25 protein-coding genes are annotated in these 22,332 nt (G+C 61.0%); 14 read left to right on the top strand and 11 right to left on the bottom strand.

What is annotated here, in order from left to right:
- Positions 1-138: 138 nt before the first annotated feature.
- The 3 genes from purL to grxD all read left to right on the top strand — a co-directional run bounded on the left by purL (position 139) and on the right by grxD (position 3,419).
- Positions 139-2,298, top strand: coding sequence for a phosphoribosylformylglycinamidine synthase subunit PurL (gene purL / locus ACR0EF_RS05200; protein ID WP_170371131.1), 2,160 nt, complete (start codon positions 139-141; stop codon positions 2,296-2,298).
- 139 nt (positions 2,299-2,437) lie between these two features.
- Complete coding sequence (locus ACR0EF_RS05195; RefSeq protein WP_093961963.1) at positions 2,438-2,674, top strand: BolA/IbaG family iron-sulfur metabolism protein; 237 nt, start codon at positions 2,438-2,440, stop codon at positions 2,672-2,674.
- A gap of 382 nt (positions 2,675-3,056) precedes the next feature.
- On the top strand, positions 3,057-3,419 hold the full coding sequence (gene grxD, locus ACR0EF_RS05190) for a Grx4 family monothiol glutaredoxin (RefSeq protein WP_170371132.1): 363 nt from the start codon (positions 3,057-3,059) through the stop codon (positions 3,417-3,419).
- A gap of 8 nt (positions 3,420-3,427) precedes the next feature.
- Here grxD and ACR0EF_RS05185 read toward each other — a convergent pair whose 3' ends face one another.
- From ACR0EF_RS05185 to ACR0EF_RS05175, 3 genes are read right to left on the bottom strand one after another with little or no spacing between them, the layout of a single operon-like run.
- Positions 3,428-3,775 carry an MliC family protein gene (locus ACR0EF_RS05185; protein WP_170371133.1) on the bottom strand — a complete coding sequence of 116 codons (348 nt, stop codon included), beginning with the start codon at positions 3,773-3,775 and terminating at the stop codon, positions 3,428-3,430.
- Positions 3,772-4,167 (bottom strand): cell division protein ZapA, encoded by a 396-nt coding sequence (locus ACR0EF_RS05180; RefSeq protein ID WP_170339348.1) that lies wholly within the window; start codon positions 4,165-4,167, stop codon positions 3,772-3,774. Before ACR0EF_RS05180 ends, ACR0EF_RS05185 begins: the two co-directional genes overlap by 4 nt.
- Entirely contained in the window at positions 4,167-4,853 is a 687-nt protein-coding gene (locus tag ACR0EF_RS05175) for a hypothetical protein (RefSeq protein WP_170367050.1), read from the bottom strand. Before ACR0EF_RS05175 ends, ACR0EF_RS05180 begins: the two co-directional genes overlap by 1 nt.
- Positions 4,854-5,088: 235 nt before the next feature.
- Between ACR0EF_RS05175 and tkt the strand changes: the two genes are divergently transcribed.
- The gene (gene tkt, locus ACR0EF_RS05170) at positions 5,089-7,110 is read left to right on the top strand and encodes a transketolase (RefSeq protein ID WP_170371134.1); all 2,022 of its coding nucleotides are present in this window, start codon (positions 5,089-5,091) and stop codon (positions 7,108-7,110) included.
- Between the two features lie 57 nt (positions 7,111-7,167).
- Here tkt and ACR0EF_RS05165 read toward each other — a convergent pair whose 3' ends face one another.
- On the bottom strand, positions 7,168-8,139 hold the full coding sequence (locus ACR0EF_RS05165) for a DUF808 domain-containing protein (protein ID WP_093961957.1): 972 nt from the start codon (positions 8,137-8,139) through the stop codon (positions 7,168-7,170).
- Positions 8,140-8,321: 182 nt separating this feature from the next.
- Here ACR0EF_RS05165 and gap (ACR0EF_RS05160) point away from each other — a divergent pair, with 182 nt between their 5' ends.
- The 3 genes from gap (ACR0EF_RS05160) (at position 8,322) to gap (ACR0EF_RS05150) (ending at position 10,635) form a co-directional block, all read left to right on the top strand.
- Positions 8,322-9,323 carry a type I glyceraldehyde-3-phosphate dehydrogenase gene (gene gap / locus ACR0EF_RS05160; protein ID WP_170339356.1) on the top strand — a complete coding sequence of 334 codons (1,002 nt, stop codon included), beginning with the start codon at positions 8,322-8,324 and terminating at the stop codon, positions 9,321-9,323.
- 71 nt (positions 9,324-9,394) lie between these two features.
- The gene (locus tag ACR0EF_RS05155; RefSeq protein WP_170338780.1) at positions 9,395-9,538 is read left to right on the top strand and encodes a hypothetical protein; all 144 of its coding nucleotides are present in this window, start codon (positions 9,395-9,397) and stop codon (positions 9,536-9,538) included.
- Positions 9,539-9,630: 92 nt separating this feature from the next.
- Positions 9,631-10,635, top strand: a complete 1,005-nt coding sequence (gene gap / locus ACR0EF_RS05150; protein ID WP_170339359.1) for a type I glyceraldehyde-3-phosphate dehydrogenase — start codon at positions 9,631-9,633, stop codon at positions 10,633-10,635.
- Here gap (ACR0EF_RS05150) and coaD read toward each other — a convergent pair.
- The 3 genes from coaD to ACR0EF_RS05135 form a co-directional block, all read right to left on the bottom strand.
- Positions 10,627-11,118, bottom strand: a complete 492-nt coding sequence (gene coaD, locus ACR0EF_RS05145; protein WP_093961954.1) for a pantetheine-phosphate adenylyltransferase — start codon at positions 11,116-11,118, stop codon at positions 10,627-10,629. The genes gap (ACR0EF_RS05150) and coaD overlap by 9 nt on opposite strands.
- Before the next feature lie 85 nt (positions 11,119-11,203).
- Positions 11,204-11,641 carry a CBS domain-containing protein gene (locus ACR0EF_RS05140; RefSeq protein ID WP_170339361.1) on the bottom strand — a complete coding sequence of 146 codons (438 nt, stop codon included), beginning with the start codon at positions 11,639-11,641 and terminating at the stop codon, positions 11,204-11,206.
- 61 nt (positions 11,642-11,702) lie between these two features.
- Positions 11,703-12,605, bottom strand: coding sequence for a LysR family transcriptional regulator (locus tag ACR0EF_RS05135; protein WP_170339363.1), 903 nt, complete (start codon positions 12,603-12,605; stop codon positions 11,703-11,705).
- 101 nt (positions 12,606-12,706) lie between these two features.
- Here ACR0EF_RS05135 and ACR0EF_RS05130 point away from each other — a divergent pair, with 101 nt between their 5' ends.
- Entirely contained in the window at positions 12,707-14,206 is a 1,500-nt protein-coding gene (locus ACR0EF_RS05130; protein WP_170339365.1) for a CoA-acylating methylmalonate-semialdehyde dehydrogenase, read from the top strand.
- 16 nt (positions 14,207-14,222) lie between these two features.
- On the opposite strand, the gene ACR0EF_RS05125 is transcribed toward ACR0EF_RS05130, so the two are convergent.
- Positions 14,223-14,426 carry a hypothetical protein gene (locus ACR0EF_RS05125; protein ID WP_170356934.1) on the bottom strand — a complete coding sequence of 68 codons (204 nt, stop codon included), beginning with the start codon at positions 14,424-14,426 and terminating at the stop codon, positions 14,223-14,225.
- Position 14,427: 1 nt separating this feature from the next.
- On the opposite strand from ACR0EF_RS05125, the gene ACR0EF_RS05120 reads away from it, so the two are divergent.
- A complete protein-coding gene (locus ACR0EF_RS05120; RefSeq protein WP_437342726.1) occupies positions 14,428-15,024 on the top strand; it encodes a L,D-transpeptidase in 597 nt (198 codons plus the stop codon).
- A 56-nt stretch (positions 15,025-15,080) separates the two neighbouring features.
- On the opposite strand, the gene ACR0EF_RS05115 is transcribed toward ACR0EF_RS05120, so the two are convergent.
- Together ACR0EF_RS05115 and ACR0EF_RS05110 are read right to left on the bottom strand one after the other, a co-directional pair.
- Complete coding sequence (locus ACR0EF_RS05115; RefSeq protein WP_170339366.1) at positions 15,081-15,557, bottom strand: fasciclin domain-containing protein; 477 nt, start codon at positions 15,555-15,557, stop codon at positions 15,081-15,083.
- A gap of 75 nt (positions 15,558-15,632) precedes the next feature.
- Entirely contained in the window at positions 15,633-16,421 is a 789-nt protein-coding gene (locus ACR0EF_RS05110) for a class I SAM-dependent methyltransferase (protein WP_254438841.1), read from the bottom strand.
- A 200-nt stretch (positions 16,422-16,621) separates the two neighbouring features.
- Here ACR0EF_RS05110 and ACR0EF_RS05105 point away from each other — a divergent pair, with 200 nt between their 5' ends.
- Positions 16,622-17,737: a carboxylate-amine ligase gene (locus ACR0EF_RS05105; protein ID WP_170339368.1), complete on the top strand. Its 1,116-nt coding sequence runs from the start codon at positions 16,622-16,624 to the stop codon at positions 17,735-17,737.
- Positions 17,738-17,740: 3 nt separating this feature from the next.
- On the opposite strand, the gene ACR0EF_RS05100 is transcribed toward ACR0EF_RS05105, so the two are convergent.
- Positions 17,741-18,598 carry a hypothetical protein gene (locus tag ACR0EF_RS05100; RefSeq protein ID WP_170367042.1) on the bottom strand — a complete coding sequence of 286 codons (858 nt, stop codon included), beginning with the start codon at positions 18,596-18,598 and terminating at the stop codon, positions 17,741-17,743.
- 174 nt (positions 18,599-18,772) lie between these two features.
- Here ACR0EF_RS05100 and ACR0EF_RS05095 point away from each other — a divergent pair, with 174 nt between their 5' ends.
- The 4 genes from ACR0EF_RS05095 (at position 18,773) to ACR0EF_RS05080 (ending at position 22,325) form a co-directional block, all read left to right on the top strand.
- Positions 18,773-19,915 carry an acyl-CoA dehydrogenase family protein gene (locus tag ACR0EF_RS05095; RefSeq protein WP_005983439.1) on the top strand — a complete coding sequence of 381 codons (1,143 nt, stop codon included), beginning with the start codon at positions 18,773-18,775 and terminating at the stop codon, positions 19,913-19,915.
- A 7-nt stretch (positions 19,916-19,922) separates the two neighbouring features.
- The gene (locus tag ACR0EF_RS05090; protein ID WP_170371136.1) at positions 19,923-20,957 is read left to right on the top strand and encodes an enoyl-CoA hydratase/isomerase family protein; all 1,035 of its coding nucleotides are present in this window, start codon (positions 19,923-19,925) and stop codon (positions 20,955-20,957) included.
- A gap of 3 nt (positions 20,958-20,960) precedes the next feature.
- Positions 20,961-21,833, top strand: a complete 873-nt coding sequence (mmsB, locus tag ACR0EF_RS05085; RefSeq protein WP_170371137.1) for a 3-hydroxyisobutyrate dehydrogenase — start codon at positions 20,961-20,963, stop codon at positions 21,831-21,833.
- A 102-nt stretch (positions 21,834-21,935) separates the two neighbouring features.
- Positions 21,936-22,325 (top strand): hypothetical protein, encoded by a 390-nt coding sequence (locus tag ACR0EF_RS05080; protein WP_170371138.1) that lies wholly within the window; start codon positions 21,936-21,938, stop codon positions 22,323-22,325.
- Positions 22,326-22,332 lie beyond the last annotated feature (7 nt).

Below are 22,332 nucleotides of genomic sequence, written 5' to 3'. Positions count from 1 at the left end.
CATTTCCCGGTCGCAGGCCGCCGCATTCTGCCAGCAAATAGCCGGTTCCTGTTCGCTGCGCGCTCTTGACCCTTTCCCAAATCGCCCGGTTGCCCTAAAAGGCCCGCAATCCCGGCCACCTTGGAAACAGGACACACGATGCAAGAGCCCGCCATCACACCGGATCTGATTGCCGCACACGGGTTGAAACCCGAAGAATACGACATGATCCTCGAGATTATCGGGCGCGAGCCGACCTTTACCGAGCTGGGGATTTTCTCGGCCATGTGGAACGAGCACTGTTCCTACAAATCCTCGAAGAAATGGCTGCGCACGCTGCCCACCTCGGGCACTCAGGTGATCTGCGGTCCGGGTGAAAACGCCGGTGTGGTCGATATCGGCGACGGGCAGGCCGTGGTCTTCAAGATGGAAAGCCACAACCACCCCTCGTACATCGAACCCTACCAAGGGGCGGCAACCGGCGTGGGCGGCATTCTGCGCGACGTGTTCACCATGGGTGCGCGGCCCATCGCGGCGATGAACGCGCTGTCCTTCGGCGAACCCGACCACCCCAAGACCCGCCAGCTGGTCAATGGCGTGGTCGAAGGCATCGGAGGCTACGGAAACTGTTTCGGCGTGCCGACCGTGGGCGGCGAAGTTCGGTTCCACCCGGCCTACAACGGCAACTGCCTCGTAAACGCCTTTGCCGCTGGGCTGGCGGATGCCGACAAGATCTTCTACTCGGCTGCGTCGGGCGTTGGCATGCCCGTTGTCTATCTGGGCGCCAAGACCGGCCGCGACGGCGTGGGCGGTGCCACGATGGCCTCGGCGGAATTCGACGACACGATCGAGGAAAAGCGCCCAACCGTGCAGGTCGGTGACCCCTTCACCGAAAAACGCCTGATGGAGGCGACGCTGGAACTGATGCAGACCGGCGCCGTGATCTCGATTCAGGACATGGGCGCGGCGGGCCTGACCTGCTCGGCCGTTGAGATGGGCGACAAGGGCGGGTTGGGTGTCCGGCTTGACCTGGAAAACGTGCCCCAGCGCGAGGAAAACATGACGGCCTACGAGATGATGCTGTCCGAGTCCCAGGAACGCATGCTGATGGTGCTGAAGCCCGAGCTTGAGGCCGAAGCCCGCGCCGTGTTCGAGAAATGGGATCTGGATTTCGCCATCGTCGGTGAAACCATCGCCGAAGACCGGTTCCTGATCATGCACAACGGCGAAATCAAGGCCGACCTGCCGCTGTCGAAACTGGCATCAACGGCACCGGAATACGACCGCCCCTGGGTCCCCACCTCGGCGGCCGAAGATCTGGGCGAGGTACCGCAGATCGACCCGATCGACGGGCTGCGTGCGCTGATCTCGTCGCCTAACTACGCAAGCAAGCACTGGGTCTATGAGCAATACGACACCATGGTGATGGCTGACACGGCGCGTACGCCTGGCGTTGGTGCAGGCATGGTGCGCGTGCATGGCACCGACAAGGTGCTGGCCTTCACTTCGGACGTGACCCCGCGATACGTGCGCGCCAACCCCGAGGAAGGCGGCAAGCAGGCCGTGGCCGAAGCCTATCGCAACCTGACCGCCGTTGGTGCCAAACCGCTGGCCACCACTGACAACCTGAATTTCGGCAACCCCGAAAAGCCCGAGATCATGGGCCAGTTCGTCGGTGCCATCCAAGGCATCGGCGCCGCCGTGGCCGCGCTGGATATGCCGATCGTCTCGGGCAACGTGTCGCTCTACAACGAAACCGACGGTCAGGCGATCCTGCCCACACCGACCATCGGTGCCGTCGGCCTTTTGCAGCACGCCGACGAAATCATCGGCACCGAGGTGCGTGAAGGCCACGTTGCGCTGGTGATCGGCGAAACCAAGGGGCATCTGGGCCAATCCGCCCTGCTGGCCGAGGTCTTCAACCGCGAAGACGGCGACGCCCCGCATGTGGATCTGGATGCGGAAAAGCGCAACGGCGACTTCATCCGGGCCAATCGCGAGATGATCAAGGCCTGTACTGACCTGAGCGATGGCGGCCTTGCACTGGCGGCCTTCGAACTGGCCGAAGCCGCGGGCGTGGGTGTGCATCTTGATGACGCCCCGACCGAGTTCCTGTTCGGTGAGGATCAGGGCCGTTACCTGGTGGCCTGCAACTTCGATCAGGCCGAAGCGCTGATGATTGCGGCGGGCCAGGCTGGCGTGCCGCTGGTTTCGGTCGGTCGCTTTACCGGAGAAACCGTGCGGATCGGCGCGTCCGAATCTCCTCTGAGTGAACTCTCAGCGATGTATCGCAGCAGTTTTGCCGAAGCTGTCGCCTGAGCGCGACGACGCTGAACCATAATCGGCTCCTGCGCTGTTCGATCAGCGCGGGATCTGACTTTTCCAAGGGCGCTGCACACCCTTGCGCGGGCTTCGGCATCGCTCTACATCTTTGAAAAGACCTTCAGGAGTATCCTAAATGCCAATGAGCGCCCACGAAATCGAACATCTGCTGCGCGAAGCCTTTCCGAATGCGGAAATCCAGGTCGGCGGCACCGATGGCGTACACATGTCCGCCATGGTCGTGGACGAAAGCTTTCGCGGGAAGAACAGGGTCCAGCAGCAGCGCGCGGTCTATGCTGCACTGAAGGGCAAGATGGACGGCCCGGATGGCGAGTTGCACGCGCTGGCGTTGACCACGAAAGTACCTGAGTGATGAGGCTGGCGGCGGCCAGTGCCATGCTCACTCTGGAGATGGCACGCGCTGCCTTGTGCATTCCGATGCCATCCGACAATTCGGTCACGTGACATGATCGGTTGGGTTGTCTGGATCGGAATATGTGTCGGCGGGCTGGTAGTTGCCGCGGCTCTGCTTGAAGCCTATCTGAAACGGAACAGAACAAGATGATTGTCGGATATGCGCCCCGACCCAAACGCTTTGAAACGCAGACCGTGGGAAGCCGACGGTGTGACAAAAGTCAATGTAATCGACGCGGTTCATGCGATGAACCAGCGTACTGAACCAAGAAACTGGTGGCGCAGCCGCCGATCGAAATGACCGCCCGATAGACGGACGAACGTAAACAAGGAAACGCGAAATGACCGACGTTAAGACCCAGATCGACGAAACCGTCAAAAGCAACGATGTGGTGCTGTACATGAAGGGCACCAAAGAAATGCCGCAGTGCGGATTTTCATCTCGGGTGGCCGGTGTTCTGAACTATATGGGTGTCGAATACACCGACGTGAACGTTCTGGCGGACGAGGAAATCCGTCAAGGCATCAAGGACTATTCGGACTGGCCGACCGTGCCTCAACTCTACGTCAAAGGCGAATTTGTGGGTGGTTGTGATATCATCACGGAAATGACCCTGTCAGGAGAGCTGGACACGCTGTTCGATGAAAACGGTGTCGTCTACAACAAAGAAGCCGCCGACAAAATCCGCGAGGCAAACGCCTGATCAGCCGCTCAGCGGCTGACACAGTCTTTCAAAATATCGGTTTCGTCGGTGGCTCCGGCCGCCGCGAAACTGACCATCGCGTTCCAGCCTTTCGACCGCAGGGTATACGTCCCCTGCCCGTTCACCGACTCGTAGCGGATACCCGAGCCGCTCTGGACCTGGCGCAACGCAATCAACTGACCATCGACGATCATCGCCGCAGCCCCTTCGCCGTCGGAGGGGTTGAAGTATGTCACGGGCAGCTCAACGCCATTTTCGCAGGTGAAGGTCACAGATAGGATGTCAATCTGTGCCAATGCCGGACCCGAGACCGCCCCGACCAACGCCGCCAGGCACAAACTCCGCAAATGTGTCATCTCGCGTTCTTCTCTTCGATCACCGAGGCCAGCGCCTCGGCTCGTGCCGCCATCTCTGCAAGTGTGTCGGTAACCGAGGGCGGAACAACGGCCACTTCGATCCGTTCTGGTTCTGGCGCGGGCGCACTGCGCATACGCTCCAATTCGCCTTCAACTTCGGCCAGCTTCGCCTCGAGTGTCTTGATGCGATCCTCGGTGGCCGCCGCTTTGTCGGCCAGCATAAGCCCCGCCATCAACAGCATCCGCGACTCGGGCATACGGCCAATCTGGTCGGCCATCACCTGGGCCTCATCATCCAGCATCTTCGCGGCTGCGTGCAGAAACGGTTCCTCGCCGTCCTGGCAGGAAACCTCAAATCCGCGCCCGCCAATATGAATGGTAACCTCGGGCATTACTCTACCTCTCCTTCGGCCAGGTTGGCATGGGTCAGCAATGGCTCGAGCCGCGCCAGAACCGCGTGAGCCTCGGCCGCGTCGGTGGCGCGGGCGGCCCGGGTGGCCTCCAGCTCGGCCACGGTTGCCTTGTTCAGAAGCTCGGCATCGGGAACGCCGTCCTCAGCAGCCTTGCGCAACTCGTCGACCGCTTCGCGCAATTGGTCATTTGCCTTGCGCAAGCGCTGCAGGTCGTCATCAAGCCGCGACATGGCTGCGCCGTGGCTGGCGCGTTCGGCCCGCAGCATTTCCAGTTCGGCATTCAATTCGGGGATACGCTCTGAATCCTCCAGCTGCCGCCGCAATTCGGAGATCTCGGCCTTCAGCGCTGCAACTTCGTCCTGATTTTCCAGCGCAGCCTTGGCTTCGGACAGTTCGGCACGCGCGGCCTCGACGGTGGCCAATTTCGCATTGGACTCGCCCAACTGGGCGCGCAATGCGTCGATTTCCTGATCATGCCGCTCCCTCAGAGACTTCAGGCGCTCTTCCAATTGCGCATTAGCCAGCTTTTCCTCGTCCAGAGCGGCGCGCAATTGTCCATCTTCGCTGCCCGAGACCGGACCCGCCGATTGCAACGCCTCGATCCCGGTGCCAATCCGATCCATCGCGGCCATGATGCGTCGCTGTAAGTCTTCGATCTGGCTCATTGCCCCTGTCACCTCTTTACCAAGGTTCGTTCTGTTTTTCCGATGGCCGAATCAATACGGCTCGTACCGGTACTTAGTCTAACGGAATGTTCGCCAAAATACCCACTCTTTGCTTTCAAAGGCTTGAGCAACACTCTTGAAGCGATGGCAATGCGCCGCGCCGGGTTCCGCTTGCACTTTGGGGGGTGGATGGTATTCAGCCCGCAATCTGCCGTAATCCAAAGGAACAACACCCGTGGACCTGACTGCGCTGCGCAATGCCAACCCTGAACACTGGGCGAAGGCTGCGGCCATTCGCACCCTGACCCTTGATGCTGTCGCCGCCGCCAATTCCGGCCATTCCGGAATGCCGATGGGCATGGCCGACGTCGCGACCGTGTTGTTTGAAAAACACCTGAAATTCGACGCCTCGGCCCCAAACTGGCCCGACCGCGACCGGTTCATCCTGTCGGCCGGCCATGGCTCGATGCTGATCTATTCCCTGCTCTACCTGACGGGCTACAGCGCAGTTACTCTGGACGAGATCAAGAACTTCCGCCAACTGGGCGCGAAGACCGCCGGCCACCCGGAAAACTTCCTGATTGATGGTGTTGAAACCACCACCGGTCCTCTTGGGCAAGGAATTGCCAACGCCGTCGGTTTTGCGATGGCCGAAGAAATCCAGCGGGCCCATTACGGCAAAAAGGTTGTCGACCACTACACCTATGTGATCGCCGGTGACGGCTGCCTGATGGAAGGTGTCAGCCAGGAGGCCATCACCTTGGCCGGTCGGCACGAGCTCAGCAAGCTGATCGTGTTCTGGGACAACAACAACATCACCATCGACGGCACCGTGGACATTGCCGACCGTACTGATCAGGTGCGCCGGTTCGCCGCTTCGGGCTGGCATGTGATCGAGATTGACGGCCACGACCCCAAGGCCATCGATGCGGCGATTGTGCAGGCAAAAGCGTCGAAGAAACCGACCATGATCGCCTGCGAAAGCCACATCGCGCTGGGGCATGCCGCGCAGGATACCTCGAAAGGTCACGGCGCGTTGACGGATGCCGAACAGCTGCAGGCCGCCAAGGATGCATATGGCTGGCCGCACGGAGCGTTCGAAATTCCGACCGAGGTGAAATCCGCGTGGGAAGCAATCGGCGCGCGTGGCGCAATGGAACGGAAGGCGTGGGAAGAACGTTTTGCCCAACTGTCCGAGCGCAAGCAGGCCGAGTTCAACCGCGCCTACGCGTTCGAGGCGCCGAAGAAGCTGGCTGGCGCCATCCGTGCCTTCAAAAAGCAGGTTTCCGAGGATCAACCCAAGCTGGCCACCCGCGCCTCGTCGGAAAAGGTGCTGAACGTCGTGAACCCGATCATGACCGAGACGGTCGGCGGATCGGCGGACCTGACCGGGTCGAACAACACCAAATCAGCCGATATGGGCGTGTTCTTGCCGGAAAACCGCAAGGGCCGCTATATCCACTACGGCATCCGTGAACACGGCATGGCCGCGGCGATGAACGGCATGGCGCTGCATGGTGGCATCCGCCCCTATGGCGGCACTTTCATGGCCTTCACCGACTATGCGCGCCCGTCGATGCGTTTGGCCGCGCTGATGAAGATCCCCAGCGTTTTCGTGATGACCCATGACTCGATCGGTCTGGGCGAAGACGGCCCGACGCACCAGCCGGTCGAGCATCTGGCGATCTCGCGCGCAACGCCGAACACCTATGTGTTCCGCCCCGCCGACACCGTCGAGACCGCCGAGGCCTGGGAACTGGCGCTGACCTTCAAGGACAGCCCCTCGGTCCTGTCGCTGACCCGCCAGGGCGTGCCGACCGTGCGCACCCAGCACAAAACCAAGAACCTGACCGCCCAGGGCGCTTATGTTCTGGCCGAGGCCGAGGGCAAGCGTCAGGCGATCCTGATCGCCACCGGGTCCGAGGTGTCGCTGGCCATGGAGGCAAAAGCGATGCTCGAGGCCGAAGGGATCGGCACCCGCGTCGTTTCGATGCCCTGCATGGAACTGTTCGCCGAGCAGGACGAAGCCTATCGCAAAAGGGTCCTGCCCGCCGGCCCCGTCCGCGTCGGCATCGAGGCCGCCGTCCGTGCCGGCGGCTGGGACCGCTGGCTGCTGGGCGAGCGCGGCCGCGAGGCCAAGGCCGGTTTCATCGGCATGTCGAGCTTTGGCGCCTCCGCTCCCGCAGGCGAACTGTACAAGCATTTCGGCATCACCGCCGAGGCGACGGTCGCCAAGGTCAAGGAATTGCTGGGCTGATCCAGCCGATCCGAGCAATCAAGGGGCGGCCATCGTGCCGCCCTTTTCTTTTGGGCCTCAATGGTCCGCTGTCTGCTCTGCCTTTTTGGGCCACAGCGGCGCGATGACCTTGGTCGCCAACGGGATCAGAACGAACCCCCAAGCCAGCCCGAACACGCCGTCCATAGCAGCCTTGCTGATCCACTCCACCGCGCCGGCCCATTGATCGGACACAGCATGACCGGCCGCATAAGCCCAATCGTGGATGTGGTGGCCGAGCCACCCAAAGCCCAGCACCTCGAGCCCATGGATCATGATCGAGCCGCCGACCCACAACATCGCCGCCGTACCCACGACCGACAGCGTCTTCATGACCTTCGGCATCGCCTTGACCAGCCCGCGGCCCAACCCGCGGCCGATCGGTGTCGGCGCGTTCTTGGCCAGATAAAGCCCGACATCGTCCATTTTGACGATCAACGCGACCGAGCCATAGACGGCCACCGTGACACCGATCCCCACAACCGCCAGCGTCGCGGCCTGCATCCAGACATTCGGCGCCTCAATGGCAGAAAGAGCGATGGTCATGATTTCGGCCGACAGGATGAAATCGGTCTTGATCGCGCCCTTGATCTTCTGCTCCTCCAGATGACCCGGATCACGGACGTTCATGTCTTCTTCGATCACGTGGCTTCCATGCGGAAACAGCACGTGAAAAATCTTCTCGGCGCCCTCGAAGCACAGGTATGACCCACCGATCATCAGCAAGGGCGTTATTAGCCACGGCGCGAAATTCGCCAGCAACAGCGCCACCGGCAGCAGCAGAATGACCTTGTTGAACATCGACCCGCGCGCGATGCGCCAGATGATCGGCAATTCGCGTGCAGGGGCGAACCCTTGGACGTATTTCGGCGTGACGGCCGCGTCATCGATGATCACGCCCGCGGTCTTGGCCCCAGCCTTGCCGGCGGCCGCCGCCACATCGTCGACCGAGGCCGCCGCCACCTTGGCGATTCCCGCCACATCGTCCAACAGGGCCAGCAAACCGCTCATGCCGCATCCTTTCCGTTCATCTGTCGCACTTTGGACCCTAACCGATCCGACAGCTAGCGCAAGCGTTAGCGCAACCACACCAAGTTTGCGCTAACACATTGCAAATATGGTATTTTCCATCTTTTTAGATGGACCGATCATCGCTATATCGCCCGGAACACAAGCGGATTTGGAGACGTCACATGACCATCAAGGTCGGCATCAATGGTTTTGGCCGCATCGGCCGCTGTACCCTGTCGCACATCGCCGCGTCAGGCCGCAACGATATCGAAGTGATCAAGGTCAACGCCACGGGACCGCTTGAAACCTCGGCGCATCTGCTGAAATACGACAGCATCCACGGCCGCTTTCCACGCGATGTCTCGATCAGCGGCAACACGATGGACCTGGGTCGCGGGCCTATGCAGATGTTTTCGACCTACGACATGAACGAGCTGGACTGGGAAGGCTGTGACGTCGTTCTGGAATGCACCGGCAAGTTCAACGACGGGCTGAAGGCGAAAACACACCTTGAACGTGGCGCTCAAAAGGTTCTGCTGTCGGCTCCGGGCAAGAACGTGGACAAAACGATCGTGTTCGGCGTCAACCACAACAGCCTGACCGCCAACGACAGGATGGTGTCGAATGGCTCGTGCACCACGAATTGCCTTGCCCCGCTTGCCAAGGTTCTGGACGAAGGCATCGGCATCGAAAACGGCATCATGACCACGATCCACGCCTATACCGGCGACCAGCCCACGCTGGACCGCCGCCACAGCGACCTGTACCGCGCCCGCGCCGCCGCCATGTCGATGATCCCCACCAGCACCGGTGCCGCCAAGGCGCTGGGCGAGGTTCTGCCGAACCTCAAGGGGCGCCTGGACGGTTCGGCCATTCGCGTGCCCACGCCGAACGTGTCCGCCGTCGACCTGACCTTCCGCGCCGCGCGCGAAGTGACCGTCGACGAAGTCAACGCCATCGTCGCCGAGGCCGCCAAGGGGCCGATGCAGCGCGTCCTGGGCTATGAACCCGCCCCCCTGGTGTCGACCGATTTCAACCACACCGAGGAAAGCTCGATCTTCGCGCCCGACCAGACCCGCGTCGTGGACGGCCGTATGGTTCGCGTGCTGGCGTGGTACGACAACGAATGGGGCTTCTCAGTACGCATGGCCGATGTGGCCGTCGCCATGGGACGGCTTAACTGATCTCATCAAGACCGCTTGAACCGCGTCGCCCGCTCAGGTTATCTGGGCGGGCTTTTTTGTTCGGAGCAGCAATGACAAACCAAATCGCGATCTGGCTGGGAGTCCTCATCCTTGGTGGTCTGATGCTGGATTTCGCGCTGTTTGGAACCGAGCACCTCCTGTTCCTCGGCAAGAAGTTCTACGACTTTCTCGACTGGGTCGCGTTCTGGCGCTGACAGAGGTTTTGCTTGACATTTTCGCCTGACTGCCTTTGTTAGCGCTAACTGATTTCAATCGCGGCTTAGCGGCCATTCAGACGGAGCGCGACATGACACTCAAACTTGCAATCAACGGATTTGGACGGATCGGGCGCGGTGTCCTGCGCGGCCTGATGGAAAGCGGTCGTACGGATGTGCAGATCGTCGCGATCAACGACCTCGCCAAGCCTGAAATGAATGCGCATTTGTTTGAGTTCGACAGCGTGCATGGCCGCTACACCAAGCCGGTCACCCTGACCGAGGCCGGGCTGGACGTAGGCGCCGGCCCGATCCGGTTGACCAGCGAGCGCGACCCCGAGGCGCTTGATTGGTCGGACGTCGACGTGGTTCTGGAATGCACCGGCGTGTTCCGCACGCGCGAAGCTGCATCTCGCCATTTCAAGAACGGCGCGAAAAAGGTTCTGATCTCGGCGCCGGCGCGCGGGGATGGCGAGGTTAAAACCGTGGTGTTCGGCGTGAACGACCACGATCTGACCGCCGCCGACACCGTGGTTTCCAACGCATCCTGCACCACCAACTGCCTGTCGCCGGTCGCTGCCGCGCTGGATGCGGGCCTGGGTATCGTGCACGGCAATATGACCACGGTGCACGCCTATACCGCCAGCCAGCCGGTGCATGACACCGCCGGCAAAGACCCGTACCTGTCGCGCGCGGCGGCCCTATCGATGATCCCGACCACCACCGGTGCGGCCTCGGCCGTGGGGCTGGTTCTGCCGCAACTGCAGGGCAAACTGACCGGTCAGGCGATCCGGGTTCCCACCCCGAACGTCTCGGTCGTCGATCTGGTGGTCGAGGTTTCGCGTCCCACCACCGAAGACGAGGTCAACGCCCTGTTCACCGAGGCCGCGGCCAAGATCCCGACGGTTCTGGCTGCGGAAACCCGCCCGTTGATCTCGATCGACTTCAACCACGATTCCCACAGCTCGACCGTGTCGCTGGCCGAAACCAAAGTGACCGACGGCACGCTGGTTCGCGTTCTGGCCTGGTACGACAACGAGTGGGGGTTCTCGAACCGGATGCTGGACACCGCTGCCGCGATGGGCGCCCTAGCCTAACCGCTCTTTCAGCGCGATATTGACTTGGGGCGTGACGAATTTCGACACGTCCCCACCCAGCCGGGCGATTTCCTTGACCAGTTTCGAGGCAATCGCCTGGTGTCGGGCTTCAGCCATCAGGAACACGGTCTCGATCGAATCGTCGAGCGCCCGGTTCATCCCAACCATCTGAAATTCATATTCGAAATCGGCAACAGCACGCAGACCGCGTACGATGATCTGCGCCCCTACGTCCCGGGCGCAGTCTATTAGCAGGTTTTCGAACGGATGCGCAACAATTTCAGTGCCGGTCTGTTCGGTCAGGTAGGCACATTCCGCCTCAATCATCGCCACCCGCTCTTCCAGCGAGAACAACGGACCCTTGTCGCGGTTGATCGCGACGCCAATCACCAGCTTGTCGACCAGCATGGCTGCCCGGCGGATGATATCGATATGACCCATGGTGATGGGGTCAAAGGTTCCCGGATATAATCCAACCCGCATCGCGCCCTCCTGAGCAAGAAAATTTCTGCGCAAGCAAACACAAGTTTTCCGCAGCTGCAAGAGGCCGCAATGTCGTCAGATGGGGCTAATGCCCCATGATCATGCCCTGCAGGGCATCTTTTTCCATGGCCAGTTCTGACAATTGCGCTTTTACGACGTCGCCCAGAGTGACGATCCCAATCAGTTTGCCATCTTCGACAATCGGCATGTGCCGGAACCGACCTTCGGTCATACGAGCGAGAACGTCCTGCACCTTATCTTGTTGGGTGGCGGTCACCAGTTTCTTGGTCATGTAGGCGCTTACCGGCTGTGTCAGGCACCCGCTGCCACTGGCCGCCAATTCCCGCACGATATCGCGTTCCGAGAGGATGCCGGCTGCGGTTTCGCCATCGTCTTCCGATACGATCACCGTACCAATGCGCTTATCGGCCAGAATCTTTGCGGCGTCGGACACGGTCATCGAAGGCGCCACCGTCACAACCCCGCCCGTCGACTTGGACTTCAGAATGGCCTGTACAAGCATGGGCAATACCTCCGAAATAATTTTCCCGTTTTCCAAAGCGTTGCCCGATTAGATCAACCTGTCAAGCTTGGGCTTCGGCTTCCAGCCGCGCAACTTCGTCGCGAATTCCCCGGCTGAGCGCTTCTGCAAATCGGTTCAACCGTTCGTTGCGTTGATCACCCTGATGGCGAACCAGGTGAAAGCTGCGCGTCAGACTGACTTGATCCGTCAGAATTTTTTTTAGCTGAGGATGGAATGGCAACGTGAAGTCATGCGCGATACACACCCCGGTACCCAGCGAAGCTTGCCGCAACTGCACCGAGACCGAGTTCGATGCAAGTGGGACACGATCAATACCCAGATCGTTGAGGTAATCGAGCTCGCGGTCGAAGATCATGTCCGGGATATAACCGATCATGCGGTGGCCCTTCAGGTCACCGACCGATCGAATGGGACCATGCCGCGAAAGATAGTCGGCTGTTGCCACCATATGCAGCTTGTAGTCGCTGATCTTTTGCACCAGCAGCTTGCCGGCCGTTGGGGCGCTGACGGTGACAGCCATATCCGCCTCGCGGCGCGACAGGTTTATGATCCGCGGCAAGGCGAGGATCTGTATGTCCAGGTCGGGGTTCGAGTCGCTGATTTTGGCGCAGACTTGTGGCAGCAGATAGTTGGCGCTTCCGTCCGGAGCACCAATCCGGATTTGACCACTCAGCGACTTGGTCGCGCCCTCCATCGCGCCAGCCGCTGCGCGCATCGCCTCTTCGGCGCCTTGAGCGTGCTCGAACAGTCGCTCTCCGGCCGAGGTCAGCACGTAGCCCTGCGGCGACTTCGTGAAAAGCGGCGCTTTCAGTGCTGTTTCCAACCGGGAAACCCGCCGCCCCACTGTCGCCGGGTCGATCTTCAATAACCGCCCCGCCGAAGACAGGCTTTCCTCGCGCGCAACCGCCAGGAATACGCGCATGTCATCCCAGTTCGGATCCATCCCCACCCCTGCATTTTTGCAAAACTCTTTTGGGATATTGCCTCTGTTCATGAGATTTATGCAAGCCTATGCTGCGCGCAAATTCAGCGGAGGAGTTTGCGATGCAAGACCTGACCCATTTCATCAACGGCGAATACACGCCCGGCACATCCGGTCGATTTGACGACGTCTACAACCCCGCCACGGGCGAGGTTCAGTACAAATGCCCGATGGCCAGCGCTGCCGAGACGACGGCAGCAATCGAACACGCCGCTGCAGCGCAGCCCGCATGGGGCGCAACCAACCCGCAAAAGCGCGCCCGCGTGATGATGCAGATGGTCCACCTGATGCATCGCGACATGGACAAGCTGGCCGAAGCGCTGAGCCGCGAGCACGGCAAGACCCTGCCCGACGCCAAAGGCGACCTGCAGCGCGGGCTCGAGGTGATCGAATACTGCATCGGCGCCCCGCAGATGCTGAAGGGTGAGTTCACCGACAGCGCCGGCCCCGGCATCGACATGTATTCCATGCGCCAGCCGCTGGGCGTTGTCGCCGCCATCATGCCGTTCAACTTCCCGGCCATGATGCCCCTGTGGCATGTCGGCCCTGCTCTGGCCTGCGGCAACGCGGTGGTGCTGAAGCCCTCGGAACGTGACCCATCGGTACCGCTGATGCTGGCCGAACTGTTCGTCGAGGCCGGTCTGCCCAAAGGTGTGTTCCAAGTCGTCAACGGCGACAAAGAAGCCGTGGACACCCTGCTGGACAGCGAGATCATTCAGGGTGTGTCCTTCGTCGGCTCGACCCCCATCGCGCAGTACATCTATTCGCGCGCCACGGCGAACGGCAAACGCGCCCAGTGTTTTGGCGGGGCCAAGAACCACATGATCGTCATGCCCGACGCCGACCTAGATCAGGCCGCCGACGCACTGGTGGGCGCCGGTTTCGGCGCCGCCGGTGAACGCTGCATGGCCGTTTCGGTGGCCGTTCCGGTGGGCGAGGAAACCGCTGACGCGCTGATCGAGAAGCTGGTGCCGCGCATCGAGAAGCTTAAAGTCGGTCCCTATACCGCCGGCGACGACGTCGACATGGGGCCAGTCGTGACCGCCGCCGCCAAGGAACGCATCTTGGGCCTGATCAACTCGGGCGTGGAACAGGGCGCGAAGCTGGTGGTCGACAACCGCGATTTCAAACTGCAGGGCTATGAAGACGGTTTCTTTGTCGGCCCCCACCTGTTCGACCATGTCACCCCCGACATGGACATCTACAAGCAGGAGATCTTCGGCCCCGTTCTGTCCACCGTCCGCGCCGGATCCTACGAAGAGGCGCTTAAGCTGGCGATGGACCATGAATACGGCAACGGCACCGCGATCTTCACCCGCGACGGCGACACCGCCCGTGATTTCGCCAGCCGGGTCAATATCGGCATGGTTGGTATCAACGTCCCGATCCCGGTACCGCTGGCCTATCACACCTTCGGCGGCTGGAAGAAATCCATGTTCGGAGACCTGAACCAGCACGGCCCCGACAGCTTCAAGTTCTACACTCGCACCAAGACCGTGACGTCGCGCTGGCCATCGGGCATCAAGGAAGGTGGCGAGTTCAACTTCAAAGCGATGGACTAACACCCTGACTTAAAGATCAAAGGCCGCCCAAAATTGGGGCGGCCTTTTTGCCCGCAGGCAAACCCAGTCCGCCAACCGTCACCTTGTGCAGCTTCTGCTTGGCAAAAAACTGCGCAAGCCGGACTGCGTTCACGAGAATTTCAGCACCGACCTCTGGCTTCACCTCTCTGCCCGGCATAAATTGGCCGAAAATTCGAGCAGTCAGTCGCCAGGAGGCCATCGTGACAACCAGAATTTCCCGCCGCTCGGCCCTTTTGGGGGTAGCATCCGTATTGGCGTCGCCGACTTTGTTGCGGGCGCAGAGCCAGGACGCCTTCCCTCAAAGCGAGGAGGCGATCAGCACTCAGCTTCCCGTTCGCCGCAACGTATCGTCCTTTTCCAAGCAGGACTGGCAGGATCACTTCGATGAACTGGGCGCGGGCTGCTTGCTGGCTGACATAACCAGCCGGGCGGTGCATTACTGGGGTCCTGACGGTACCTACAAACTGTACCCCAGCTCGGTTCCCATGAGCGAAGAGCTGACCAAACGCGGCTACACCGAAGTCGTGCGCAAAGCGGAAAATCCCAGCTGGACGCCGACCGCATCGATGCGCGAGCGCGATCCCAACCTGCCGGTCCGCATGGAAGGTGGAGATCCGGGCAACCCACTTGGCACCCGCGCCATGTACCTGTCCTGGCCGGCTTACCTGGTGCATGGCACACATGACACCCGCAAGATCGGACGCCAAAGTTCATCCGGGTGCATCGGGTTGTACAACCAGCATGTCGAGGAACTGTATCCTCTGGTCCAGATCGGAACAAAAGTCAGACTGCTTTGAAACGACAAAGCCCCGGCCGATCGACCGGGGCTTTGATTATGTGGCGAGTGTCTTGATTACTCGGGGATCAGAACGGTGTCGACGACGTGGATGACGCCGTTGCTTGCCTCGATGTCGGCCTGAACGACATTCGCTCCGTCGACCTTGACGCCGTTCTTGGCATTGACGCTCAGACGTTCGCCCTGAACGGTCAGGACCTTCGCCCGCTTGCCTGCAATGTCACCCGACATAACTTTGGCCGGCACAACGTGATAGGTCAGGATGGCGACCAACTGATCCTTGTTTTCGGGCATCAGCAGCGTCTCGACAGTGCCCTCGGGCAGAGCGGCGAACGCTTCATCGGTGGGCGCGAACACCGTGAAGGGGCCTTTGCCCTTCAGCGTGTCCACCAGACCGGCGGCCTGAACAGCGGCAACCAGCGTGTTGAACGACCCGGCCGAAACTGCGGTGTCCACGATGTCTGCGGCTTGGGCTTTCATCGGCAGTGCGAGTGCGACGGCGGCTGCGGCACCCATGAATGTACGACGGAACATGTTTAGTCTCCTCTCCAGCGTGATATGGAAAGGGGTACGCGCGCTTTCGAAAAGCGGATCACGAAAAAATCTGCTTTACCGCTTCTGAACCCAGATACTCTGCGCTCGGCCTTCAGTCAAAAAGGGCAAGGCTTCGACGGCATCGGGACGCGCTTGCTGAAGGTAGTAGCCGGGCCAAAGCATTGAAAACGAACCAGATTGCAGCAACGCGTGCAGCATGTACTGCTCGCCCCAACCCGGGCAGTCATAGAAAAACCGCTTGGGGTATTCATAGGGCAAAAAAACATCGTGGGCATGGATCACGACGCCGGGTTTCAGGTTCGGGATGATGCGGCAGAACAGATGCGCTACGTCATTGCTCATGCGCACGACATGGCTCGAGTCGATGAACAGAACGTCTCCGGCCTCGAGCTGATCGAACAAGGATGCGTCGACCTCTTCCAGTCGTTTCTGTTCGAACTGATCAACAACATGCGCGATGTCTGCGCGCGGATACGGGTCGATCGCCGTGATCCGCGTTTCCAAGCTGCCGTCTAGCACGGCTTGCCGGGTCACTCGGGTGGAGTTTCCACATCCGACCTCGACGACGCGTTTCGGCTTGAACCGCCGGATCATCAAGTACAGGGCGTCGGCGTCCGGACTGTCGTAGTACCCGTTGCCGATCCGGTAGCCGGTCTGGTTCCGCTCAGGATCCTTCAAAGCAGCCAGGGATTCCGCATGGACCGCATACTCGGAGACCAGTTCGGCAATATCGAACCCTTCCATCCCGGGTGACAGGGCATAGGCCGGTCGGGTCAGGCCGCCTGCCCGCTCGAATGCTTCAAGCCGTGCCCGCTCATCCCGCTCGGGGGCCTTGTCGATCAACCGTGTGCCAAACCTGTCCAAGAATGCATTGAGCTTCGGGAATTTCCTGGGTTTCACGACACACGGCTCCGATTATCTGTCTGGCTTCTGCGGTGCTTACCTTTGGCACACGGGTCAGCGCAAGGTCGATGGCGCCAAAGCCTTGGCAAAAGAGCGGATTCCGTATTCACTGATCCCAAAAGGAAACGGGAGGCCCGCACATGCAGCAGGATTTCACGATCGGCATCGAAGAGGAATACCTGCTTGTCGATCGCGACAGCTTGCAGCTGGCTCAGGCGCCCGAGGCATTGATGCAGGCCTGCCAGGCGGATTTTGAAGGCCAGGTCAGCCCGGAATTCCTGCAATGCCAGATCGAGGTTGGGACCCGCCCGCATACGACGGTCAAGTCCGCACGTGAGGACCTCAGGCGGCTGAGGTCCTGTGTCGCCAAGCGCGCTGCCGAGCACAACCTGTCGCCCATCGCTGTATCCTGCCACCCGTTTGCGGATTGGAAAGACCAGCACCACACGCGAAAAGAGCGGTATGACAACCTGCAACACGCGCTGGGGGGTGTCGCCCGGCGCATGCTAATCTGCGGGATGCATGTGCATGTCGGTGTAGACGACCCCGCTCAGCGCGCCGATATCCTGCCGCAACTGTGTTATTTTCTGCCCCACCTCCTGGCGCTTTCAACCTCATCACCCTTCTGGAACGGACAGGATACCGGGTTGTCCTCGTATCGCCTGACGGTGTTCGACAACCTGCCCCGCACCGGGCTGCCCCCTGTTTTTGGCAGTTGGTCCGAATACGAGCGCACCACCGGTGTCCTGGTCGAATTGGGCGTAATCGAGGATACCTCGAAGATCTGGTGGGACCTTCGACCGTCGCACAGCTATCCGACGCTCGAGACGCGGATCATGGATGTGCAGCCTCGCATGGAACACGCGCTGTCGCTGGCGGCCATGGTGCAGGCACTGACCCGAATGCTCTGCCGCCTGAAAGACCGCAACCTGCGCTGGCGGCAATATGATCGGTTCCTGATCGGCGAAAACCGTTGGCGCGCGCAGCGCTACGGCGTGGGCGAAGGTCTGATCGATTTCGGAGACCGCTCGATCAAACCGATGCCCGACCTGATGGGCGAGTTGATGGGCATGCTGGCCGAAGATGCCGAAGCATTGGGCACCATGGCCGAGTTGGCCCGTTTGCGTCAGATTGCCGAGAGCGGTACCTCAGCCACGCGGCAGCGTCGCGTTCACGCCGAAGCGCTGGCCAATGGCGACGATCCAGGCCAGGCCGTGGTCCGACACCTGATTGACGAATTCCACGCTGATCTGTGACTCTCATACCGCATTCAGGATCTGTCTGATCCGGTCGGCCACGGGCTCGTACAGGCTGCGGGCTTTCCAATACCCATTGTGCGAAAACGGATTCCATCCGGTGAAGATATTCCCGACCCGAATAGCCTGATCGGTGATCTCACCCGTCCCGACAAGCTGCCCATAGCTGGGCGCGATCGGTCCAAGGGGAAAGCCAAGAACGTCGTGCTTGTCATAATAGTTCTGCCACCAGTTATGGAATTGCAGGGTCAGTGGCAATTCCTGGTTGGGGCGTTGGATCGGCGTGATGTCCTGTTCGGGATAGGCGAACAGAAAGATCGGGATGTTGCAGCCAAACGTGACCATCCCGACTACTGTCTGCATGTCCTCCACCGGAACGCCATGCTGCGGCAATCCACCGTGGCGCAGATGGCGCTGAAGGTCATAGATGTAGTTCGACATAATGTGCCCACCCAAGGAATGAGCGACGATCAGGATGGGCGCGCGCTCGCCGATCTGAAACCGGACGATGCGTATTACCTGCGCAACTCGTTCATGGATCGCGGCATAGGTTTTGTCGCTGCCGTCGGGGGTCGGGCGATAGGATGCCGCGTCAGACAGGTTACACACAACGAAACGGCGCGTTCGGTCATAGCCCGTATAGGGGCTTATGCTGTTCAGATAGTCCATCTGCCGGCCCTGCAGGATTTGCGCCCAGATCACCTCGTGCCAGGCAACTTTGCTCATGTCCTGCCCCAACTGCCGCCCCACCCGATCGTGCAAGTCGCTCGAAAACGTCGGCACCGAGGACGGCTGGTTCGGTCCGACCGACTGGCTGCCCATTCCGTGTATCGCAACCACGGCCATCTTGTAATTCGACATCCACAACTCCGATCAATCAATAAAACGAATGGCTCAGCATAACCGCCTTTTGGCAATCACCCAAATCCGGCGCATGTGCATCACGGGGTTTGCTCAGCGTGAAAAATTTCTGTAAGGATTGCGCAATAAATAAACAGTCGTTCAATTCACGTCGCCACAAGGGGGAGACCGGCCATGGATTTCGCGCTGACCGAGGAACAGACGGCCATTTTCGATATGGCCTACGCGTTCGGGCAAGAACAGATCGCACCTTTCGCCCGCCAGTGGGAGGCCGAGGGCACCATACCCAAGGATCTGTGGCCCAAAGTCGGCGAACTGGGCTTTGGCGGGCTCTATGTGTCCGAGGAAAGCGGCGGTTCGGGCCTGACCCGTCTGGACGCCACGCTGGTGTTCGAGGCGCTGTCGATGGCCTGCCCCTCGGTCGCGGCCTTTCTGTCGATCCACAACATGTGCGCCAAGATGCTGGACAGCTTTGCAAGCGATGAATTGAAATCGCGCATCATGCCCGACGTTCTCAGCCTGAACACGGTGCTCAGCTATTGCCTGACCGAACCGGGCTCGGGCTCGGACGCGGCGGCGCTCAAGACACGGGCCGAGCGCACCAACGACGGTTATACGCTGAACGGCACCAAGGCCTTCATCTCGGGCGGCGGCTATTCCGATGCCTATGTCTGCATGGTGCGCACAGGCGGCGACGGACCCAAGGGAATCTCGACGGTTTATGTTGAGGACGGCACACCGGGCCTCAGCTTTGGGGCGCTGGAACAAAAGATGGGCTGGAAAAGCCAGCCCACCGCGCAGGTCCAGTTCGACGACTGCAAGATCCCGGCCGAAAACCTCGTGGGGACCGAGGGCGACGGGTTCAAATACGCGATGATGGGCTTGGACGGCGGGCGCCTGAACATCGCCTCATGCTCGCTGGGCGCGGCACAGGCGGGGCTGGACATGACGCTGCAGTACATGTCCGAACGCAAGGCCTTCGGCCAGACCATCGACCAGTTCCAGGCCCTGCAATTCCGGCTGGCCGACATGGAGATCGAGCTGCAGGCCGCCCGCACCTTCCTGCGTCAGGCGGCCTGGAAGCTGGATCAGGGCGCGCCCGACGCCACCAAGTTCTGCGCGATGGCCAAGAAATTCGTGACCGAGACAGGATCGAAAGTGGTCGATCAGTGCCTGCAGTTGCATGGCGGCTACGGCTATTTGGCCGATTACGGCATCGAAAAGCTTGTGCGCGATCTGCGGGTGCATCAAATTCTGGAAGGCACGAACGAGATCATGCGCGTGATCGTCGCCCGCCAACTGCTCGCCCATCGCTGAGGTTTTCATGTCCGATATCGACATTCGCACCACGGGCCGCGCCGGCCGGATCACCCTGACCCGGCCCAAGGCGCTGAATGCGCTGAGCTACGAGATGTGCATGGCCATCTACACCGCCCTGCGCAATTGGCGCGAGGATGACGAGGTCGATCTGGTCATCCTTGATGCCGAGGGCGACAAGGCCTTTTGCGCGGGCGGAGACATCGCCGAGTTGTACGCAACGGGCACCAAGGGCGACTATGCCTATGGGCAGAAGTTCTGGCGCGATGAATACCGTCTGAACGCGATGATCTTCGAATATCCCAAGCCGGTGGTCAGCTTCCTGCAAGGCTTTACCATGGGCGGCGGCGTGGGCATCGGCTGTCACGGGACGCACCGGATCGTCGGCGAAAGCTCGAAGATCGCGATGCCCGAATGCTCGATCGGGCTGGTGCCGGATGTGGGCGGGTCGCTTCTGTTGGCGCTGGCGCCGGGGCGGTTGGGCGAATATCTGGGCGTCACCGGCGCGCGCATGGGTCCGGGCGACGCGATCTATGCCGGGTTCGCCGACCACTTCATCCCGCAGGACCAATGGCCCGACATGATCGAGATGCTCGAGGCCTCGGGCAATGCAGATTTGCTGGCCGAACACGCCGCCCCTGCCCCGGACCGCACCCTACCGCAGGACGAGATTGACCGTTTCTTCGGTGGTGAAACTCTGGGCGACGTGCTGACCGACCTGCGCAATGGCGACACCGAATTCACCCGCGGCGCGCTTGAGGCGATGGGCCGCAATTCGCCGCTGTCGATGGCCTGCGCGATTGAGATGCTGCACCGCCTGCGCGGACCCGCCCTGACCATGCGCAAGGCGCTGGAGCTGGAATACCGCTTTACCTTCCGGTCGATGGAGCACGGCGATTTTCTGGAAGGTATCCGGGCGCAGATCATCGACAAGGACCGCAACCCGAGATGGCAGTTTGCGGACATGAACGTACCGGCCACAGCGGTATCACGGATGCTGATGCCGATGGGCGCGGACACGCTGACATTCGAGGAGGAGTGAAACATGAAGATCGGATTCATTGGCCTGGGCAACATGGGCGCGCCGATGGCGGCCAATCTGGCCAAGGCCGGTCACGACGTGACCGGGTTCGACACCGCGGGCGTGTCGGTCGAGGGCGTGACCAAGGCCGAAACGGCCCCTGATGCGGTCCGCGGGGCCGAAGCGGTCATCACCATGCTGCCCAATGGCGACATCCTGCGCGCGGTGGCCGATCAGATCATTCCACACATGGAGAAAGGCGCGGTGTTCATCGACTGCTCGACCGTCGACGTAGATAGCGCCCGCGCCGTGGCGGAGCAGGCCGAACAGGCCGGGCTTCTGGCTGTGGACGCGCCCGTTTCGGGCGGAATCGGCGGCGCGGCCGCCGGCACGCTGACCTTCATGGCCGGCGGCTCGGACGCGGCCTTTGCCAAGGCGGCCCCGCTGTTCGACATCATGGGCCAGAAGGCGGTGCATTGCGGCACGGCGGGCGCCGGTCAGGCCGCCAAGATCTGCAACAACATGATCCTGGGTGTCACCATGATCGCCACCTGCGAGGCTTTTGCCCTGGCCGACAAGCTGGGCCTGGACAGGCAGAAGATGTTCGACGTGGTCAGCACCTCGTCGGGCTACAGCTGGAGCATGAACGCCTATTGCCCGGCCCCCGGTGTCGGGCCGCAGTCGCCTGCCGACAACGACTACAAGCCCGGTTTCGCCGCCGAGCTGATGCTCAAAGACCTGCGGCTCAGCCAGCAGGCCGCCGAAAGCGCCGACGCCGACACGCCGATGGGCCAGATCGCCACTGCGCTTTACGAACAGTTCGTCGAAGCCGAAGACGGCAAGGGAATGGATTTCTCGGCCGTGCTGCCCCGGTTCGAAAAGCGCGGCCGCAGTTGAGCTTGGGCGGCATTTCGCCGCCCAGGGCTTGCACTTCGGGCGGTCATTCCAAAATATCGGGAAACGCGGCATGACGGCGCGACGAACCGAGGGGAACCGCCCATGAAGACACTTATGCATATTGCACTGCTTGCCGGCCTGTCACTGACCCCGGTCGCGACACTGGCTGACAACAGCAAAGGCAAAGGAAAGACCAAGGACACGTTCTCGGTCGAACGTGTGGCCCCGCAGAAGGGCGCAAAATCCGTTGCCAATTGCCCGCCCGGGTTGGCCAAGAAGGCCGTGCCCTGCGTCCCGCCCGGTCAGGCCAAGAACTGGTACAAGGTCGGAGACCGGATTGATCGCGACTATGTCTGGATCGACGATCCGTACCGCTATGGCCTGAAACGTGGCGGCAACTACGTTCGCGCGGGCGACTACGTCTACAGAATCGACCCCGATACGCGCAAAGTGCTGAACCTTATCGGCGCGGTGGCGGATATTCTGTACTGACGCGCAG

Source organism: Ruegeria sp. CG8 (genome assembly GCF_056537165.1).
This window is presented reverse-complemented; position numbering and strand designations above follow the sequence as displayed.

What these genes read in the sequence shown, in the direction of transcription:
- purL (WP_170371131.1), top strand. Translation starts at nt 139, where the DNA reads ATGCAAGAGCCCGCCATCACACCGGATCTGATTGCCGCACACGGGTTG.
- ACR0EF_RS05195 (WP_093961963.1), top strand. Translation starts at nt 2,438, where the DNA reads ATGCCAATGAGCGCCCACGAAATCGAACATCTGCTGCGCGAAGCCTTT.
- grxD (WP_170371132.1), top strand. Translation starts at nt 3,057, where the DNA reads ATGACCGACGTTAAGACCCAGATCGACGAAACCGTCAAAAGCAACGAT.
- ACR0EF_RS05185 (WP_170371133.1), bottom strand. Translation starts at nt 3,775, where the DNA reads ATGACACATTTGCGGAGTTTGTGCCTGGCGGCGTTGGTCGGGGCGGTC.
- ACR0EF_RS05180 (WP_170339348.1), bottom strand. Translation starts at nt 4,167, where the DNA reads ATGCCCGAGGTTACCATTCATATTGGCGGGCGCGGATTTGAGGTTTCC.
- ACR0EF_RS05175 (WP_170367050.1), bottom strand. Translation starts at nt 4,853, where the DNA reads ATGAGCCAGATCGAAGACTTACAGCGACGCATCATGGCCGCGATGGAT.
- ACR0EF_RS05165 (WP_093961957.1), bottom strand. Translation starts at nt 8,139, where the DNA reads ATGAGCGGTTTGCTGGCCCTGTTGGACGATGTGGCGGGAATCGCCAAG.
- gap (WP_170339356.1), top strand. Translation starts at nt 8,322, where the DNA reads ATGACCATCAAGGTCGGCATCAATGGTTTTGGCCGCATCGGCCGCTGT.
- ACR0EF_RS05155 (WP_170338780.1), top strand. Translation starts at nt 9,395, where the DNA reads ATGACAAACCAAATCGCGATCTGGCTGGGAGTCCTCATCCTTGGTGGT.
- gap (WP_170339359.1), top strand. Translation starts at nt 9,631, where the DNA reads ATGACACTCAAACTTGCAATCAACGGATTTGGACGGATCGGGCGCGGT.
- coaD (WP_093961954.1), bottom strand. Translation starts at nt 11,118, where the DNA reads ATGCGGGTTGGATTATATCCGGGAACCTTTGACCCCATCACCATGGGT.
- ACR0EF_RS05140 (WP_170339361.1), bottom strand. Translation starts at nt 11,641, where the DNA reads ATGCTTGTACAGGCCATTCTGAAGTCCAAGTCGACGGGCGGGGTTGTG.
- ACR0EF_RS05135 (WP_170339363.1), bottom strand. Translation starts at nt 12,605, where the DNA reads ATGGATCCGAACTGGGATGACATGCGCGTATTCCTGGCGGTTGCGCGC.
- ACR0EF_RS05130 (WP_170339365.1), top strand. Translation starts at nt 12,707, where the DNA reads ATGCAAGACCTGACCCATTTCATCAACGGCGAATACACGCCCGGCACA.
- ACR0EF_RS05125 (WP_170356934.1), bottom strand. Translation starts at nt 14,426, where the DNA reads ATGGCCTCCTGGCGACTGACTGCTCGAATTTTCGGCCAATTTATGCCG.
- ACR0EF_RS05115 (WP_170339366.1), bottom strand. Translation starts at nt 15,557, where the DNA reads ATGTTCCGTCGTACATTCATGGGTGCCGCAGCCGCCGTCGCACTCGCA.
- ACR0EF_RS05105 (WP_170339368.1), top strand. Translation starts at nt 16,622, where the DNA reads ATGCAGCAGGATTTCACGATCGGCATCGAAGAGGAATACCTGCTTGTC.
- ACR0EF_RS05100 (WP_170367042.1), bottom strand. Translation starts at nt 18,598, where the DNA reads ATGTCGAATTACAAGATGGCCGTGGTTGCGATACACGGAATGGGCAGC.
- ACR0EF_RS05095 (WP_005983439.1), top strand. Translation starts at nt 18,773, where the DNA reads ATGGATTTCGCGCTGACCGAGGAACAGACGGCCATTTTCGATATGGCC.
- ACR0EF_RS05090 (WP_170371136.1), top strand. Translation starts at nt 19,923, where the DNA reads ATGTCCGATATCGACATTCGCACCACGGGCCGCGCCGGCCGGATCACC.
- mmsB (WP_170371137.1), top strand. Translation starts at nt 20,961, where the DNA reads ATGAAGATCGGATTCATTGGCCTGGGCAACATGGGCGCGCCGATGGCG.
- ACR0EF_RS05080 (WP_170371138.1), top strand. Translation starts at nt 21,936, where the DNA reads ATGAAGACACTTATGCATATTGCACTGCTTGCCGGCCTGTCACTGACC.